The organism is Gilliamella sp. X-57 (assembly GCF_057063565.1).
The window spans coordinates 47,163-65,518 of sequence record NZ_JBXSQI010000003.1 but is presented as its reverse complement, the minus strand read 5'-3'; the positions used below and the strand labels follow the sequence as shown (position 1 = coordinate 65,518).

Annotated in this window: 19 protein-coding genes and 1 riboswitch; of the genes, 8 read left to right on the top strand and 11 right to left on the bottom strand. The window is 35.9% G+C overall.

The window, feature by feature from the left end:
- Positions 1 to 12 precede the first annotated feature (12 nt).
- The 3 genes from rfaF to ACYIAL_RS02375 are packed head-to-tail and all read left to right on the top strand — an operon-like array spanning position 13 to position 2,247.
- Positions 13 to 1,062 (top strand): ADP-heptose--LPS heptosyltransferase RfaF, encoded by a 1,050-nt coding sequence (rfaF, locus tag ACYIAL_RS02385; RefSeq protein ID WP_483750860.1) that lies wholly within the window; start codon positions 13 to 15, stop codon positions 1,060 to 1,062.
- Positions 1,062 to 2,024, top strand: coding sequence for a lipopolysaccharide heptosyltransferase RfaC (rfaC, locus tag ACYIAL_RS02380; RefSeq protein WP_174796109.1), 963 nt, complete (start codon positions 1,062 to 1,064; stop codon positions 2,022 to 2,024). Before rfaF ends, rfaC begins: the two co-directional genes overlap by 1 nt.
- Positions 2,025 to 2,046: 22 nt before the next feature.
- Entirely contained in the window at positions 2,047 to 2,247 is a 201-nt protein-coding gene (locus tag ACYIAL_RS02375) for a YaeP family protein (protein WP_174796156.1), read from the top strand.
- Here the strand turns inward: ACYIAL_RS02375 and ACYIAL_RS02370 are convergent.
- From ACYIAL_RS02370 to trmA, 3 genes are all read right to left on the bottom strand, one after another.
- Complete coding sequence (locus tag ACYIAL_RS02370) at positions 2,240 to 3,652, bottom strand: heavy metal sensor histidine kinase (protein ID WP_174796108.1); 1,413 nt, start codon at positions 3,650 to 3,652, stop codon at positions 2,240 to 2,242. The two genes, ACYIAL_RS02375 and ACYIAL_RS02370, sit on opposite strands and share 8 nt — an antisense overlap.
- Complete coding sequence (locus tag ACYIAL_RS02365; protein WP_065639201.1) at positions 3,630 to 4,316, bottom strand: heavy metal response regulator transcription factor; 687 nt, start codon at positions 4,314 to 4,316, stop codon at positions 3,630 to 3,632. Before ACYIAL_RS02365 ends, ACYIAL_RS02370 begins: the two co-directional genes overlap by 23 nt.
- A gap of 362 nt (positions 4,317 to 4,678) precedes the next feature.
- Complete coding sequence (trmA, locus tag ACYIAL_RS02360) at positions 4,679 to 5,776, bottom strand: tRNA (uridine(54)-C5)-methyltransferase TrmA (protein ID WP_174796107.1); 1,098 nt, start codon at positions 5,774 to 5,776, stop codon at positions 4,679 to 4,681.
- A 366-nt stretch (positions 5,777 to 6,142) separates the two neighbouring features.
- On the opposite strand from trmA, the gene srmB reads away from it, so the two are divergent.
- The gene (gene srmB, locus ACYIAL_RS02355; RefSeq protein WP_483750859.1) at positions 6,143 to 7,453 is read left to right on the top strand and encodes an ATP-dependent RNA helicase SrmB; all 1,311 of its coding nucleotides are present in this window, start codon (positions 6,143 to 6,145) and stop codon (positions 7,451 to 7,453) included.
- Between the two features lie 122 nt (positions 7,454 to 7,575).
- Positions 7,576 to 8,178, top strand: coding sequence for a peroxiredoxin C (locus ACYIAL_RS02350; protein WP_174796105.1), 603 nt, complete (start codon positions 7,576 to 7,578; stop codon positions 8,176 to 8,178).
- A 94-nt stretch (positions 8,179 to 8,272) separates the two neighbouring features.
- Here ACYIAL_RS02350 and ACYIAL_RS02345 read toward each other — a convergent pair whose 3' ends face one another.
- Positions 8,273 to 8,587, bottom strand: a complete 315-nt coding sequence (locus ACYIAL_RS02345; RefSeq protein WP_065639205.1) for a DMT family transporter — start codon at positions 8,585 to 8,587, stop codon at positions 8,273 to 8,275.
- Positions 8,588 to 8,614: 27 nt separating this feature from the next.
- Positions 8,615 to 8,938, bottom strand: coding sequence for a DMT family transporter (locus ACYIAL_RS02340; protein WP_194240578.1), 324 nt, complete (start codon positions 8,936 to 8,938; stop codon positions 8,615 to 8,617).
- Between the two features lie 555 nt (positions 8,939 to 9,493).
- Between ACYIAL_RS02340 and ACYIAL_RS02335 the strand changes: the two genes are divergently transcribed.
- From ACYIAL_RS02335 to ACYIAL_RS02325, 3 genes are read left to right on the top strand one after another with little or no spacing between them, the layout of a single operon-like run.
- Complete coding sequence (locus ACYIAL_RS02335) at positions 9,494 to 10,150, top strand: nucleoside recognition domain-containing protein (RefSeq protein ID WP_174796104.1); 657 nt, start codon at positions 9,494 to 9,496, stop codon at positions 10,148 to 10,150.
- Positions 10,143 to 10,610, top strand: a complete 468-nt coding sequence (locus tag ACYIAL_RS02330; protein ID WP_065639207.1) for a YjiG family protein — start codon at positions 10,143 to 10,145, stop codon at positions 10,608 to 10,610. Before ACYIAL_RS02335 ends, ACYIAL_RS02330 begins: the two co-directional genes overlap by 8 nt.
- 14 nt (positions 10,611 to 10,624) lie before the next feature.
- Entirely contained in the window at positions 10,625 to 11,725 is a 1,101-nt protein-coding gene (locus ACYIAL_RS02325) for an amidohydrolase (RefSeq protein ID WP_174796103.1), read from the top strand.
- A 108-nt stretch (positions 11,726 to 11,833) separates the two neighbouring features.
- On the opposite strand, the gene ribB is transcribed toward ACYIAL_RS02325, so the two are convergent.
- The 6 genes from ribB to eco all read right to left on the bottom strand — a co-directional run bounded on the left by ribB (position 11,834) and on the right by eco (position 18,326).
- Complete coding sequence (gene ribB / locus ACYIAL_RS02320) at positions 11,834 to 12,478, bottom strand: 3,4-dihydroxy-2-butanone-4-phosphate synthase (RefSeq protein ID WP_483750858.1); 645 nt, start codon at positions 12,476 to 12,478, stop codon at positions 11,834 to 11,836.
- A 187-nt stretch (positions 12,479 to 12,665) separates the two neighbouring features.
- Positions 12,666 to 12,842: riboswitch (FMN riboswitch) on the bottom strand.
- Between the two features lie 110 nt (positions 12,843 to 12,952).
- Positions 12,953 to 13,954: an ABC transporter permease subunit gene (locus tag ACYIAL_RS02315; protein ID WP_202984917.1), complete on the bottom strand. Its 1,002-nt coding sequence runs from the start codon at positions 13,952 to 13,954 to the stop codon at positions 12,953 to 12,955.
- A complete protein-coding gene (locus tag ACYIAL_RS02310) occupies positions 13,955 to 14,866 on the bottom strand; it encodes an ABC transporter permease subunit (RefSeq protein ID WP_174796154.1) in 912 nt (303 codons plus the stop codon).
- 279 nt (positions 14,867 to 15,145) lie between these two features.
- Complete coding sequence (potG, locus tag ACYIAL_RS02305; RefSeq protein ID WP_483747594.1) at positions 15,146 to 16,282, bottom strand: putrescine ABC transporter ATP-binding subunit PotG; 1,137 nt, start codon at positions 16,280 to 16,282, stop codon at positions 15,146 to 15,148.
- A 101-nt stretch (positions 16,283 to 16,383) separates the two neighbouring features.
- Positions 16,384 to 17,493, bottom strand: coding sequence for an extracellular solute-binding protein (locus ACYIAL_RS02300; protein WP_174796101.1), 1,110 nt, complete (start codon positions 17,491 to 17,493; stop codon positions 16,384 to 16,386).
- 338 nt (positions 17,494 to 17,831) lie between these two features.
- Entirely contained in the window at positions 17,832 to 18,326 is a 495-nt protein-coding gene (gene eco, locus ACYIAL_RS02295; protein ID WP_174796100.1) for a serine protease inhibitor ecotin, read from the bottom strand.
- Positions 18,327 to 18,356 lie beyond the last annotated feature (30 nt).

Sequence of the window (18,356 nt, the reverse complement as noted above, 5' to 3'; positions counted from 1 at the left end):
GGAATTAATTAAATGAAAACACTCATTATTGGTCCTTCATGGGTTGGCGATATGATGATGTCGCAAAGTTTGTATCGCACATTAAAACAACTTGATTCTAATAATCAAATTGATGTATTAGCACCGGCTTGGTGTCGAGCGCTGTTAAATAAAATGCCAGAAGTAAATCAAGCAATTGCAATGCCATTAGGCCATGGTGAGTTTGCTTTAGCAAAACGTCGCGAAATAGGAAAATCACTGCGTGATAACCATTATGATCAGGCAATTGTGTTGCCTAATTCTTTCAAATCGGCAATGATTCCATTTTTCGCAAAAATTCCTAAGCGCACAGGCTGGAAAGGTGAAATTCGCTATGGATTATTAAATGACCTGCGAAAACTCGATAAACAGGCATTTCCGTTAATGGTTGAACGCTATATTGCCCTTGCATATCCCAAAGATAAAATTCATTCGTCTTCTGATTTACCACAACCCTTGTTATGGCCAAAACTCAATGTTGAACAAGACGAAATAATTCAAGCCCTTTTAACCTTTGCAATTACACAAGATGAACCATTAATTGGCTTTTGTCCAGGGGCTGAATTTGGGCCGGCAAAACGTTGGCCCGATTATCATTACGCCGCTCTTGCTGATATGCTAGTTCAACAACACGCCAAAGTTATTATTTTGGGTTCCAAAAATGATCGTATAGTGGGTGAACAAATCCTTGCCAAAATGATACATCGCGATAAGTGCATTAATCTAGCCGGTCAAACCGAATTAGAGCAAGCAGTTAGTTTAATTGCAGCTTGTAAAGCCATTGTGACTAATGACTCAGGATTAATGCATATTGCTGCCGCTTTAGACAGACCTCTAGTTGCACTTTATGGACCAAGTAGCCCTGATTTTACCCCACCACTGTCTGATAAAGCCAAAGTTATCCGCCTAATTACCGGATACCATCGCGTCCGTAAAGGCGATGCCGAACAAGGTTATCATCAAAGTCTAATCGATATTAAACCCGATATTGTATTTGAAACCTTGATGAAACTTATCATACGTTGCCAAAAGAGTAATGAATAATGCGAGTATTAGTGATTAAAACGTCATCCATGGGGGATGTGCTCCATACTCTACCGGCATTAACGGATGCTACTAACAACTTACCTGATATCACTTTTGATTGGGTAGTAGAAGAAAATTTTGCCCAAATACCCAGCTGGCACTTTGCAGTAAATAAAGTGCTCCCTGTTGCAATAAGACGCTGGCGAAAAAATTGGTTTGCTAAATCAATTCGCCAAGAGCGACATGATTTTATTAATACCTTAAGACAACAACAATATGATGTGATTATTGATGCGCAAGGACTCATTAAAAGTGCATTTCTTATTACTCGTAAAGCTCAAGGCATTAAGCATGGTTTAGATCGAAACAGCATTAAAGAACCCATTGCCAGTTGGTTTTATGATGTAAAACACAATGTACCCAAACAGATGCATGCCATTGAGCGTATTAGATTACTGTTTGCGCAAAGTCTACAGTACAAGCTACCTAATTCAATGGGTGATTATGCCATTGCGCGCCACTTTTTATCTTCACTACCTAGCGATAATCAGCAGTATCTAATTTTTTTACATGCAACAACACGCGATGAAAAGCATTGGAATGAAGACGCTTGGCGAAAATTAATTAAATTAGTTGAACCGACAGGATTAAGAATAAAGCTACCTTGGGGGGCGCCACATGAACAAGCACGAGCAATTCGCTTAGCTCAAGGCTTTCAACATGTCGAAGTTCTTCCCAAACTTCCACTTTCTAACATAGCAAGGATTATTGCTGGAGCAAAAGCGGTTGTTTCGGTTGATACAGGATTAAGTCACTTAACTGCCGCATTGGATCGTCCTAACATTACTTTATTTGGCCAAACCGATCCAAATTTAATCGGTGGCTATGGAAAAAATCAATTCAGCATTATCTCAAAAGAGAAAAGCATGCAAACCATTCAAGCTGAGCAAGTTTATCAGCGCTTAACTAACTTTTTATAGGTGGAATCAAAAAATGAAGTTAATAAATCAATATAGCGCACTTATTTGTGAAAAATATGCGCAAATTGGCAGTAATGAACTAGGTTATATTGAAGATGCCTTAGGCGCTGTCATGCAAGTGTTGGACGACATTGTCCGTAACGATCATGTACCGCAAGAACTAAAAGAAAAAGCTGCTTATACAGCAGCTAATTTATTGATAAGCGACTTTGATGTTAAATAGCCGTTGGTAAATTAATAATAAATCTCGTAGATTGCTCATCAGATTCAGCATAAATAGAGCCTTTATGTGTTTCAACAATGGATTTAACGATCGCAAGCCCTATGCCTGTACCCGAACGATCTTTACCATTACGGTGACGTGATTCATCAACCCGATAAAACCGCTCAAAAAGATGTGGCAAATGTTTGCTATCAATTTTTTTACCCGGGTTAGCTATAATAATCCTAATGCGTTTCTCACTGACTTGGTTTAAAGTTATAGTGATAATTTGGTTTTCTGGTGTATAACGAATTGCATTGGATAAAATATTACTAATTGCTCGCCCTAACATCATCTTATCCCCTTGAATATGGGAACAATTACCTTCAAGATTAAAGATAATATTTTTCTCATCAGTAAGTGGTTCAAAATACTCACACATCATGGTGATCATATCATGTAAATCAATATCAATTAAATTAGGTACCAGTTGACGATTATCTGCTTGAGCTAAAAATAGCATATCAGAAATCATCTGCGACATTTTTTCGTATTCTTCTAAATTAGAATATAAAATCTCACGGTATTCATTCGTCGATCTAGCATTACTCAGCACAATTTGCGTTTGAGTTGTTAGATTGGTAATCGGTGTTCGCATTTCATGGGCAATATCTGCCGTGAAATTGCGTTGACGCTGAAACACATCCTCCATACGATTAAGCATATTATTAAATGCTTTGACTAAGCTAACGTATTTAATGGGAACCAGCGATGTAGGAATACGGTAATTCAAGCTTTTAAGATTAATTTTTTCGATCTTTTTAATCAATCGATTAATCGGTTTTTGGGTAAAATAGATACTAATAAAAGAACCAATTAATGCCAAAATACAAGCAATACCAATAAGTAATCCTAAACCATCGTGTAATCGCTGAATAAATTCAATATGTAAATCACGACCAACAGCAGCTATAGTTGTATATTGTTTACCATTTTCAATAACAACGCTTGATGCAGCAACTCGATATGATGCTTTATCTTGATTCCAAACATCAGTGCTATGATTTTTAATAATGGTGTCAAAATCAATCTGAGTTTTAGCAAATGCTAAATTTGGTCCACGTGTTCGGTAAACAATTTTACCTGCATCATCAATGATATAAACAAATAAACGATGATGCCCAGTTAGAATTAATAACAAATTCTGAATAAATTCATCACGATTATCGTCTGGAGAATAATACACAAGTTCACGTTCAATGGAGTCAATAACCGAATTTAGCTCAGAGACATTTTGTTGAATTGAAAGTTTTTCAAAAGAACGTTCAATAAAAAAACTAAAACAATAAAGCAAGCCACAAGTTAACAAACAAACAACAAGAGGCAAACGAAATGAGATTAACTTATTCGTTTTCATCCAAGACATCTAACTTATACCCCATTCCACGGACTGTATGAATTAATTTTGGCTCAAAATCAGCATCGATTTTATTACGTAATCGACGAATCGCAACATCAATTACATTAGTATCACTATCAAAATTCATATCCCAAACTTGAGAAGCAATTAGCGAGCGTGGTAACACTTCGCCCGGATAACGTAAAAAATACTCTAATAATAAAAACTCTTTATTAGTTAAATCAATACGTTTATCACCACGTGTTACCGTCCGTTTAGGGAGATCCATGACCAGATCAGCAATACTCAATTGAGAATTATTAACTTGAGGCACATTACGTCGAAGCATTGATTTAACTCGTGCCAATAATTCAGCAAATGAAAAAGGTTTTACTAAATAATCATCTGCTCCTAAGTTAAGGCCTTTTACTTTATCTTCTACACGCCCCATAGCCGTGAGTAACATGATTTGGGTATCTTTGCCTGCTTCACGCAGCGACTGAACAATTTTCCAACCAACAATATCTGGCAACATGACATCTAAAATAATTAAATCATAATCCTCAGTCATTGCCTTATGATAACCATCAAGACCATTGTTTGCCAGATCAACAACAAATCCAGATTCAATTAAACCTTGGCGAAGATACTCGCCTGTTTTTTGCTCATCTTCAACTACTAACAATTTCATGTTTGAATACTTCCTTTGTTATTTGTCTGTTGTCGAAATTGCCTAATATCACAACAGAATAAATGATAGACGCCAAACCAAACATGATAGTTTAATGACTATTTTGTAATGATCATGTCATTAATAAGTTTGTTTGTCTTTGCTATAGTAGCTACACAATGATTCATGAGGCTAGACATTATTGTTTCATTGTTTTATTTCCTTTCATCCATTCCTTGCAATTTAATGCAGCCCTAGTTTACCTAGGGTTTTTTTTATTATAAATCTATGTAACTATGTATGTATACTTGAAACAATAAGTAGTAAGGTATAAATATGAGGATATTTTAGCAAAAATATCCTATTTTGAATATTATATCCTGTTATTTTTTACACAACACAATACCTGTTTCGATATGTTCGGTATAAGGAAACTGATCAAACATAGCCAAATGTTGAATTGAATGTGTCTTGGTCAATAACTGCAAATTATCACGCAATGTATAAGGATTACACGAAATATAAATAATAGTTTTATAGGATGTCAATATCTCAATGGTATTTAAATCCAATCCACCACGGGGTGGATCAACAAGTACCGTATCACACTGATAATCATCTAAATTAATTCCTTTTAAACGATTAAACTCGCGTTCTTTTTTAATTGCACTAGTAAATTCTTCGGCCGATAATCGTACAACAATAAGATTATCAATGTGGTTAACTGCAATATTATACTGAGCTGAATAAACCGATGCTTTAGCAATTTCGGTTGCCAACACTTTACGAAAGTTTTGCGCCAACGCTATTGAAAAGTTACCATTACCACAATAAAACTCAAGTAAATCACCCGATGAGTTTTTAGTAACAGATACAGCCCACTGTAGCATTTTAATATTTACCGCAGCATTAGGTTGAGTAAAACTATTTTCAACTTGGCGATAAAGAAACGTCTTATCCATTACTGGCAAAGCTTCATCAATATAATCAACATCAATCGCTATTTTTTGATTACTAGCTCGCCCGACAATACTGGCATCTATGCCCTGTTCAGCTAATTGCTCTTTTAATTTTTTTGCTTCAATGATCCACTCATCGCTTAATTTTTTGTGATACAAAAGCGTAATTAATAACTCACCACTTAATGTCGAAAAATAATCAATTTGAAACAATAAATGGCGAAGCAACTGATTATGTTGTAACAAAGGTAAAATCGCCTGCATGGCTTGATTAATGAGTTTAGTTGCGATGGGAAATTGATCAATCCTAACCCTTTTTTTTGTTTTTTTATCATACATAATATGATAAAGATCTTCGCCATCATGCCAGATTCTAAACTCAGCACGCATACGATAATGGCTAATAGGCGATGAATATACAGCTAATTCGGGAAGTGAAAAGTCTGATAATAATGCTTTTAAATTATCTATTTTTTTTTCTAATTGTCGATTATAGTTATCATTCGAGAAACATTCAGTCATAGTCATTATCTGATATTGATTATAGGCGTACTATTTAATATGGAATTTTAAGTTAATTTGCGTTAACTGACAAAATGGTTAAGCACCAAACTAATTAAATTAATTTCATTTCCACTGTGTAAAAAATAATCGCTTTGCATGATATAATAATACCCTTAATCTTACCATAAATAACCAGCGATGATAAGTTTTGCTGAAATAAAGCGTGTAATTATTAGACACACAAATAGACTGTTAAATCACAACAAATTGCATACAATGAAACACCCCATAAGGAACGAATAATAATCCATCACACTTTTATTGATTGTAGTTATAACAATTGCCGTTATAATGTGCCCTATAATTTTAGATAACAAGAACACTATGACAGCATACACTTTTTCTGATTTAGAATTAGATGATATATTAATTCACAATCTTCAAGCACAAAATATAAATACTCCAACAGTTATCCAAGCGCAAACCATCCCCGTTGCTTTAGATGGCAAAGATATTTTAGGCTCCGCGCCTACGGGTACCGGTAAAACACTGGCTTTTTTAATTCCTGCTGTACAACATTTATTGGACTTTCCACGTCGTAAACCAGGTCCACCACGCATTTTGATTTTAACACCAACGCGTGAGCTTGCTATGCAAATTGCCGAACAAGCAAAATTAGTAACCGAATCCACCCATTTAAGTATTGCAACTATTACCGGCGGTGTTGCTTATATGAATCACGCCGAGGTATTTAGTAAAAACCAAGATATCGTTATAGCAACAACAGGTCGATTATTACAATATATAAAAGAAGAGAATTTCGATTGTCGAGCTGTTGAAATGTTGATTTTAGATGAAGCGGATCGCATGCTAGACATGGGCTTTTCGCAAGATGTCGAAACCATATCAGCCGAAACTCGCTGGCGTAAGCAAACTTTATTATTTTCAGCTACACTTGAAGGCGAAGGGCTGCATAATTTTGCCAGTCGTATTTTAAATACACCAATTGAAATCAATGCCGATCCATCACGTAAAGAGCGAAAAAAGATCTTACAATTCTATTATCGTGCTGACGACTTACCCCATAAAGTGGCACTACTTACTCATTTATTAAAACAACAAGAATTAAAAAAAACCATTGTATTTGTTCGTAAACGTGAACGTGTGCACGAATTAGTTAACCTACTGCATCAAGCTGGCATCCACAGTTGCTATTTAGAAGGCGAAATGGTACAAGCAAAACGCAACGAAGCAATCAAAAGAATTAGCAATAATACTGTTAATGTACTGGTTGCAACTGATGTTGCAGCACGTGGAATTGATATTGACGATATCACCCACGTTATTAATTTTGATGCCCCGAAAACCGCAGATGTTTACTTGCACCGCATTGGTCGCACTGCTCGCGCAGGGAAAAAAGGCACTGCAATAACACTAGTCGAAGCACATGATAACGATTTGTTGCAAAAAATTGAGCGCTACATTCAAGAACCGATCAAGTTAAGAATAATTGACGAATTGCGTCCTAAAACAAAAGCGCCAAAACCGACAACTAAGAAAAAGCCCTCACAAAAAGCCAAACAAAAAAGCACAAGCAAAAAACAAGAGCAGGCAAAAAAGAAAAAAGTAAAACAGCGCCATCGTGACACTAAAAATAAAGGCAAACCCAAAAAATCAATTACTAATATCAAATGATAATTGAATATTCAATAGCTAAAACTTATGATATCGATTGCTTATAACAACTTGGACAATAGGTTTTAATTGCTATAATGCTACGCAATATGCTTTACATTTATTTATTAAGGAGAACCACTATGACATTAGTCACCCGACAAGCCCCAGACTTTACATCAACCGCTGTTTTAGGCTCTGGTGAAATTGTTAACAACTTCAATTTATCACAACATATTCAAGGTAAATATGCCGTTATCTTCTTTTGGCCAATGGACTTTACTTTTGTTTGCCCATCAGAAATTATCGCATTTGATAACCGCCTAGAAGAATTTAAAAAACGAGGGGTTGAAGTCATCGGTGTTTCTATGGACTCTGAATATGTACATAATGCATGGCGCAATACACCTCAAGAAAAAGGCGGTATTGGTGAAGTCAAGTTCCCAATTATTGCGGATATCAAACACTCAATTATGCAAGCTTATGGCGTTGAACATCCAGAAGCTGGTGTTGCACTACGTGCTTCATTCTTTATTGATAAATCAGGAATTGTACGTCATGAAACAATCAATGATTTACCAATTGGTCGTAATATTGACGAAATGATCCGTATTGTTGATGCGTTCCAATTCCATGAAGAACACGGCGAAGTTTGCCCAGCACAATGGGAAAAAGGTAAAAAAGGTATGCAAGCAAATCCTAAAGGCGTTGCAAGTTTCTTAAAAGAGCATGCTAACGAAATTTAATTTCATTTTTATTCATTCATCCTTATCTTACTTACGCTTTGCGTTACCGGAGTTTATCTCCGGTTTTTTTATTTATTAATTCAGTCATAACTCATTATAAAGTAGAATGTAAACCCACAACACCTATGATAATAATGGCCAGCCCAAATAACCGAGGTGTGTTTTTAGGTTCATTAAATAGCAGCATATTAGCTAGCACCGCTCCCGATGTGCCAAGGCCAACCCAAACAGGGTACACAATGCTCAATTCAAGATAATGAAGTGAAAAGTAAAAAAGTATAAAAGAAACAAAAAACCCCCCCCAATACAAAACAAGTCTAAGCAGACTTTTTTGCTCTGCATATAGCTTAAGGCCAATTGCACCAATTACTTCAAAAACTGATGCAATTAATATCAACAGCCATCCCATGATTAAAATTGTCCTTATATTATAATATTAGCTATCAGCTCGTTTGAGTTGTACAACACCAATAATAATTAGTGCCACAAAAAAAAGCTGAATTAACTTAATTTCTTTGTCAAAAAGCAATATATCAATTACTGTTGCACCAACCGCACCAACGCCCGAAAATATAGCATAAACCGTGCCTGTAGGTATTGTCTTACAGGCATTGGTCAAGAATGTAAAATCAACAATAATAAGAGACACAATAATAACCCATTGCCAAAGCTCTGTTGCGATGCTAAACCCCAAAATCCAACACAATTCAAAAAAGCAGGTCAGCATCACAAATGCCCACTCTTTATTCACGCTAAACATAGCTACCTCGCTTTTGCTATTTTATCTTTTGCTGTACTATATTTTAAATATAATGCTTGATTATGCTCTATTGCCGATAAGCAATGGTTAAACAAAAGATGGTTCGCAAATAGAAAATTTGCCACCAAAAGATTTTAATTGCTATATATTTCTAACCACTAAATCAGAATGGTCTAATGTTTATGAAACATCGTCATGGTTTTTATTATTATTTTTCAATTAAGTAGATAATTTTATACTGATAAAATATAAATGACAAGGACCAAATAGTATAATTCAATATTTTACATATTATACAAGTTGGCTTACTAACTCCAATATATTATCGCATCGTATCTTTTTAGCAAGATATAAAAAAAATAGATGAATTATTAGAAAAAAATAAAAATAGTTATACTTTTCGATTTTATTTAAAATTGTTATAGAATGCTAAAATAGCACTTTTAGACTATTTTTTGACTGAAAAATAGATTAAACGCTTTTCGCGCTTATTAAGTATCGCTAATTATAGGATATATCAAAAAGTTAAACATAATAAAATAAAGGGAAGATAGCATGTCAAAAAACTCAGATAATGAATTTAAAGTAGGTATAAAAGCTTACGTGTCACTAGTAGTAGCAATTTTGTTTTTTTCAGGCTTGTTTTTTAATGTAGAAGGTAAAGAATGGTTAGGCGCATTTGATTTTACTAGCTTAAGTGGTAAATTTGGCACCATGCTCCATCCCGAAAAAAACACCTTTGTAGGCGAAGGGGGTAACAGTGCAAGAGCTGGATTTATTTTTGCTTTATCTCTTATACCAACAGTTATGTTAGCGTTAGGTGTGTTAGAGATCTTTACCCATTACGGCACAATCCGTGCAGCACACAAATTGTTAACGCCATTATTAAAACCAATTTTAGGCGTTCCAGGCAAAACAGGACTTGCACTAATTACCGATCTACAAAGCACTGATGCAGGTGCGGTATTAACCAAAGAGTTATATGACGAAAAGCAAATTACCAAAAAAGATTTGATCATTATTAGTGCTTGGCAATATTCTGGTGCAGGTTTAATCAATAACTACTTTTCGATTGGTTCAGCATTATTTGCCTCAATGACTGTGGCAATTTTTATTCCTCTTGTTATTATGTTAGTGCTTAAATTTGTTGGCGCCATACTGGTCCGCTTGGTATTAAATTCAATTTATAAAAAGGATTTTATCAATGAGTAATTCACAAAAACAAACAAATAATCCTTTAGATATTTTTGTTATTGGTGCACGCAAAGGATTCAATATCGCCATTAACAATTTAATGCCAAACATCTTAATGGCATTTGTTATCACCGAAATTTTAAAACGTTTAGGTATAATGCAATTAATTGGAACTTATTGTGCACCAGTCATGGAAATTTTTGGCTTACCTGGCGAAGCCATTACCGTACTATTGACCGCATGGTTATCAGCATCAGCGGGGACTGGTGTTGCCGTTAACTTATTTACTAGCGGCACACTCAATACAACAGCAATAACCATTCTTACTCCGGCTATTTTCTTGATGGGCTCACAATTGCAATATATGGGGCGATTATTAGGCGTTGCCGATGTACCTAAAAAATACTGGCCGTTGCTTATGTTAACCAGTATTTTTAATGCACTTATTGCAATGATTATTATGCGATTTATTGCTTGATCGAGGAGATCTCAATGTCTAATGTATTAGAACATTATCAATATTTACATCAAATTCCTGAATTGGGATTTGAAGAACACAAAACATCGGCATATATTGCACAGCAGCTTGAACAAGTCGGTTATAAGGTAAGCCGTAATATTAATAATACAACTGGGATTGTAGCCCAATATGATAGCGGAAAACTAGGTCCAGTACTTGCTTTACGGGCTGATATGGATGCATTGGGTCATATCATTGATGGTAAGCATTGTGCAAGGCACACATGTGGTCATGACGGCCACTCATCAATATTATTAACTGCGGCACAAGAACTAATAAAAGAAAACAACATCAAAAAAGGACGATTAAAACTGATCTTCCAACCAGCTGAAGAGCTTGGTTCAGGCGCTTTAGCCATGATTGAAGGTGGCGTTATTGACGATGTTGACATGATTATCGGCTTACATTTACGCCCTAAAGATGAATGTCCTAAAGGCTTTGCCTCAGCAGCAATGTACTATTCGGCATCCACTACCGTTGAAGCCAATATTCATGGAATACCTGCGCATGGTGCTCGCCCACATTTAGGCATTAATGCGCTTGATGCAGCAGCACTCGCCATTCAGGCGGTTAACACCATTCACCTTGCACCAAGTTTAACTTATAGCGTCAAAGCAACACGTTGCATTTGTGATGCAGGAGTAACTAATGCCATTCCATCTGAAGCGTATGTATGTTGGGATCTAAGAACCTCAACAAACCCAGCTATGAATGAACTCAAAGCCAAAACTCTAAATGCAATAAAACTCAGTGCCGAATCTATCGGTGCGAAAGTGGATATTAATGTCACTAAAGAGATCCCAGCTGCTGAAATTGATAACGATGTCACCCAAATTATTGCCGAAGCAATTGTTGATGTACTTGGAAAAGCGGGTTTAAAAGATCCAATTTTTACTCCAGGTGGAGAAGATTTTTTCAACTATCCATGTCAACGCGATGTCAAAGCTGGCTTTTGGGGATTAGGTGCTGATTTAACCCCAGGATTACATCACCCAGAAATGAAGTTCGATACTTCAGCATTAGAAAACGGCGTTAAAATAACAAAAGCCTGTGCATTAAAAGTACTTGGTTGATTTCAACTCCTATCCGCCGATACTTTCGGCGGAAAATGACATAAATAGCAAACAATATTTTAATATTACTATGATTTTAAACAATTATTTAAAGTCACTTTTTTATTACTACACTGCTAACGATTTACGATACTCAACAATATCTTCAATGGTCACAACAGGCATATGATATTGTTTAGCAAACATAACCACTTCTGGTGCTCTTGCCATAGTACCATCATCGTTGGTTAACTCACACAGAACTGCGGCAGGTTTTAAACCTGCTAATGTCACTAAATCAATCGACGCTTCAGTATGACCTCGACGAACTAGTACACCACCTTCTTTAGCAACTAAAGGAAACACATGCCCAGGATGATTAAGATCGCTCGGCTTAGCATTGTCATTCACCGCAGCCTTAATAGTTGTAACGCGATCAGCAGCTGATACACCAGTTGTAACTCCATTAGCAGCTTCAATCGAAATAGTAAATGCTGTATTGTTTTTGCTGGTATTATTTGCCACCATCATTGGCAAATGTAACTCATCACAACGTTTTTGTGGCAAACATAAACAAACAATGCCACTCCCGTAACGAATCGTCAGCGCCATTTGCTGGCTAGTAATAGACTCGGCAGCCCAAATAATATCGCCTTCGTTTTCACGGTCTTCATCGTCTAAAACCAGCACACCTTGACCGGCTTGAATTGATGCGATCGCTTTTTTGACACGTTCGATGGGGGTTCCAAACTCATTTAAATTAAACTGATTCATGGTAAATACCTATATATTTTCACTTGCTCATTTCATTATTTACTTAATCAACTCTAAATAACCGTTCAACCATTTAACGATAATCTATTTAGTCATTAAATTAATTAAGTACAAATAAATAAAATACCAGAATCAGGGCAGTGCTCGACTAGCATGGTTTTGCCTTTCAGCAAATATTGGAAAGATAAGCAACTCTCTTTTATCCAGACTTTAACTGTCGGCTTTGGAATTTCACCAAATCTGCTTGACCTTAACCCGTCAAAATTAACTGAACAATAAAAAAATCACCACAGTTAACAAAACAAATTAAGCGCTCGTGGGCTATACCACCGGTGGGGACTTACACCCCGCCCTGAGAATTTTGCCAAAAAGATTGACAAGTCACACTATAATACAAAATGATAAAAAAAACACGGAGATTTTAAAACGAAATATTGCCGCAAAGCGCGGCAATAATAGAAAGTGTGGTGTGTATTAATGCATACGAGTTTCATTTATTCGACGTCGTTCAGCTTGACGCATCCATAACCATGAAATAAACCCGATAATACCAACTATCAATAAAATAATAGTTGCAAGCGCATTAACTTGCGGATCGACGCCTAATTTCACTTTTGAAAAGATCAACTTCGGTAATGTCATTGCTCCCGGCCCTGTTACGAAATTAGCAATCACCACATCATCAAGAGACAAAGTAAAGGCTAATAACCAACCAGAAACTAATGCCGGTGCAATCATTGGCAATGTAATAATAAAGAACACTTTCAATGGATTAGCACCTAAATCTAAAGCGGCTTCTTCAATTGATTTATCAAGTTCACGGAGCCTTGCACTAATCACCACTGTCACATAAGCCATGCAAAAGGTCGTATGCGCCATCCAAATAGTAATTGCGCCACGGTCTTTTGGCCACCCAAGAATTTGTCCCATACCGACAAATAAAAGCAATAATGCCAATCCTGTAATAATATCAGGCATAACAAGCGGTGCTGTTGTCATAAATGAAAACAGATTTGCCCCTTTAAATCGTTTAAAGCGAACAACAGCATAAGAAGCAAGCGTACCTAAAATTGTTGCAAAAGTTGCTGCACATGCGGCAATTGCTAAACTCAGGCCAACAGCTTTAAATAGCTCTTCATTATGCATTAGCTCAAAGTACCATTTAGTTGAAAATTCAGCCCACACCGTAACTAAGCGAGAACTATTAAATGAATAAACAATTAAAATAATCATTGGGATATATAAAAAAGAAAATACCACCAATAAAATAAGTCCTTTAAGGCATCGAAAAATAAGCGATAATGTCACAATCACTGTCACAATAAAACTAAAAATCAAACAGTTAACATATAAGCTCATATCGCTAAGCAGATTTAACCCAGCCGAACTAATCAGTATCGATAGTACTAACGAACCCAATAGCAATGAGATAAATACAATCACAGAAGATCGCAAAATAACAGGTAAATCATTCATCTATTTACCCTCCATTTGTCGGCTTTGAAACTTATTGAAATAGTAAATTGGCACTATTAAAATCAACAACATAACTGTCGCAACAGCAGATGCTGCTGGCCAATCAGTATCCCGAGAGAATATAGTCCAAATTTGCGTACCAATCATAATACTTTGAGATGGTCCTAATAATTCAGGTATTACATATTCGCCAACGGCCGGAATAAACACCAGCATACCACCTGCAATAATGCCATTTTTGGTAAGTGGCACAATAATTTTGAAAAAGGTCCTTATTGGCTTACAACCTAAATCTAATGCGGCTTCAATTAACGTCGAATCCACTTTACTTAATGAAGTATAAATAGGTAACACAACAAACGGTAAATAAGAATACACAATACCAATATAAACTGCCAAATAAGTCTTTATAATCACCAGCGGCTGATCAATAACCCCTAACCACATTAAAAAGTGATTTAACAAGCCTTCTTGATTTAAAATACCGATCCACGCATAAACTCGAATTAAAAATGACGTCCAAGACGGCAAAATAATCAACAATAATAAAATATTACGTGTAGATTGTTTACATTTTGAAATTGCCCATGCTAATGGATAACCAATTAAAATACATAATATGGTTGAAATAGCCGCAATTTTTAATGATTCTAAATAAGACTCAATATAAATATTATCAGTAACTAAGTTAATATAATAACCAAAGTTCAAAGCAATATTTAGCAACCCATCATCGAAACTAAACAAATCAGTATAAGGCGGAATCGAAAAGATTTTTTCAGAAAAACTAATTCTAAATACAATTAAAAATGGCAATAAAAAGAGCAAAAGCATCCATAAATAAGGAATGGCAATAACAATTAACCGCCCATAAAGAGTCATTAGATCGGCTTCTGAGCGTTGTTGTTGCATTTTTTTATAAGCAAAATAGATTGCCACAAGCCCCGCAGGAACAAATAATATACTACCAGCAATAATCAGCCGATAAGCAAACCTAGATGGTTTATAATTTACTAAATATAACCCCAAGCATGACAATAAAAAACTCAATGTCATTGCGGTAAATAACGCATCTAAAAATAAATTATCAAATGCCCCTGTTGTTGCAAAACGCCAATAAACATTGAGCAACACAAATGCATTTAACAACAATCCGAATACAATGGATCGCATTATGATATCCTCTTTTGTTTATTCAGTAAGCACAACACAACTATCTACTTCCCAACTTAAGTTAACTATGTCACCCCAAGTTGGCATGCCTTTGCGATAGCGATGTTCATTTTGTAGCTGCGCAATAATAATTTGCCCACTTGGTAATTTAACGTGATAAATCGACAGATCTCCAAGATAAGCGATTTCGACAATTTCACCAGTTGCAACGTTATAAGCATCTTCAGGGATTTCATCACATAATTTAATTTTTTCTGGACGCAGCGCGACTTGAGTCGGTACACCTTCAACTGCTGGCGAATCATAATCAACTTTTAATGGTCGCTTAATCATAGGACAGTTAATGATTAAACCATCTTCTTGTGTCTCTTGCAAAATACCGTCAAAAACATTTACCGAACCAATAAATTCGGCACTATAACGGCTATTTGGATGTTCATAAATTTCCTCAGGTTCACCAATTTGTACAAATTGACCTTTATTCATAATCGCAATGCGCCCCGCCATGGTCATGGCCTCTTCTTGATCATGAGTCACCATCACACACGTTGCGCCCACTTTTTCTAAAATGCTCACCACTTCAAGTTGCATTCGATCACGAAGTTGTTTATCAAGCGCCCCCATAGGCTCATCAAGTAACAATAATTTTGGACGTTTGGCTAAACTTCTGGCTAAAGCCACACGTTGGCGTTGACCACCTGATAGCTGATGTGGTTTACGTTTGCCAAATTGTTCCATATGCACAAGTGCTAGCATTTCTTCAACGCGTTGTTTAATTTCGTTATGATTTAATTTATCTTGCTTCAAACCAAAGGCTATATTTTGCTCAACCGACATATGAGGAAACAGAGCATACGATTGGAACATCATATTAATGGGACGATCATAAGGTGGGACTTGCGATAAGTCTTTACCATCAAGAATGATTTGCCCTGACGTAGGCTGTTCAAAACCCGCGAGCATTCGTAATAACGTAGATTTACCACTACCCGATGCCCCTAATAAGGCAAAAATTTCACCAGTATAGATAGTCAAATTGACATCATCAACGGCATAATAATCATCATTAAAAACTTTGGTTAAGTTTTTAATCTCCAATAACGGAGTTACCATCTTTTTTTTAGGCTGTACCTGATTTGTTGTTTTATTGTTCACTCTATTTTCCTCATAACAACAAGCCAAAAAAAACGAGACGGAAAGACTCAATAGCCCATCCGTCTAGAATTATCATTTTAATGCGATATACAAAATATCGATTATTTACCCGTTTTGAGTTTTGTCCATGTGCGGGTAATTACACGTTCAAGTTTAGGATCTTTAACTTGCAAAGTGAATAATTTTTCCATCACTTCTGGTTTTGGATAAACCGCTGGATCGTTTTTCACTTCTGGTTTTACAAATTTGTCATTTGCTTCTTTATTAGCGCTAGCAAAGTTCACGTCGTTAGTGACTTGTGCAGCAATTTCAGGTTTCATCACGAAATTTAAAAACTCGTGAGCTTCGCCAGGGTTGTCTGAATCTTTTGGAATCGCAAAGGTATCAAAAAAGACTAATGCGCCTTCTTTTGGAATTTGATAACCAATATGCACACCATTTTTCGCTTCGTTTGCTCTATCTCGTGATTGTAAAATATCGCCAGACCAACCTAAAATCACACAAATATCGCCATTTGCTAAATCGGTAATATATTGTGAAGAATGGAAGTAACGAATATTTGGTCTCACCTTTTCTAACAACTCATAAGCAGCACCAGTATAATCTTTAGCGTCAGTACTGTTTGGATCTTTACCTAAATATCGAAGTGCACTCGCAAAAATTTCGGTTGGCGCATCTAAAAATGCCACACCACAATCTTTGAGTTTTTCCATATTTTCAGGCTTAAAGACTAAATCCCAACTATCAACTGGCGCGTCTTCGCCCAAACGTTCTTTAACTTTATCAATGTTATAACCGATACCTGTTGTCATCCACACATAAGGGATGGCATATTTATTGTCGGGATCATGGGTTGCCATTAACTTCATTAAATTTGGATCAAGATTTTTCCAATTCGGTAACTTCCTTTTGTCTAATGGTAAATAAACATCTGATTTAATTTGTTTAGCTAAAAAGCTATCAGAAGGAGAAACCACATCAAAACCAGAATGGCCCGCCATTAATTTACCTTCAAGGATTTCGTTTGAATCATACACATCATAAACAAGCTTGATGCCAGTCGCCTTTTCAAAATCCGAAATAGTATTAGAACCGATTTGCCCAGCCCAATTGTAAAAATGCACGACGCGATCTTTAGCAATAACAGATTGAGATAACGCTAGTGAAACACCAGCCACGATTGAAAGAATTGTTTTACGTTGAGTAAACATGCTCACCACTTCTCCTCTAGTTGTAGGGATATTACATGTCAGACACAAGCCCATTGCAAAGACACAACGGACCCCCAAATTTTGCCATCGACGATGATAACAATGATATAAATAACCAATATCATAATCGCCTAGCGAAACCGAGGTAATCAGGCAATCACAAGTCATTAATAAAATAAATGAACGAGTAGAGCTAACCTTGCATTACGAGGGATAAAATACCTTTTTTTTAAAAGATGTCCACTTAAAAAATCAAATATTAGAAGTTTAGGTATTGAGTGGTTATATTTTAACCACTCAAGGGGTAAGTAATAGCCAATTAACAATAATTAACGAGATTATTCGGCGCTAGCTTGCATAATTTTAGCATTTGGTTGCCAAACGCGGTATTTAACTTGCAAATCATTTGGCACATAAAAAACTAACGGTACACTGCTGTTATAATTAAATAAACCTAAGTTATGGTTAATTGTCACAAATTGATTTTTATTAGTACCTTCAGGGCAAGCCATTAAGGTTGAAATATTACCAACCGTTTTTTCTACAACATAATAAGAATACCCCCAACCTTTAAGCTCTTCTTGCTTAACTACACCACCTAAATTATGAAAATTACAATCAACGTTCATATCTTTACCAATAATCACTTCGACTTTTGTATCGTTTTCATTAGCAATAGCAGGCAAATGGATAGCATAACGCGTAAAGCCAACTTGAGCTGCGGGGAATGGTGCTGTATCATTAGCATTTTGTGCAACAGGCTTCACTTTTGGGGAATTTGCACATGCGGTTAATGCCACACCTAATAATGTCAATAAAAGTAATTTTTTCATTTCAAATCTCCATTAAATAATTAATCATAA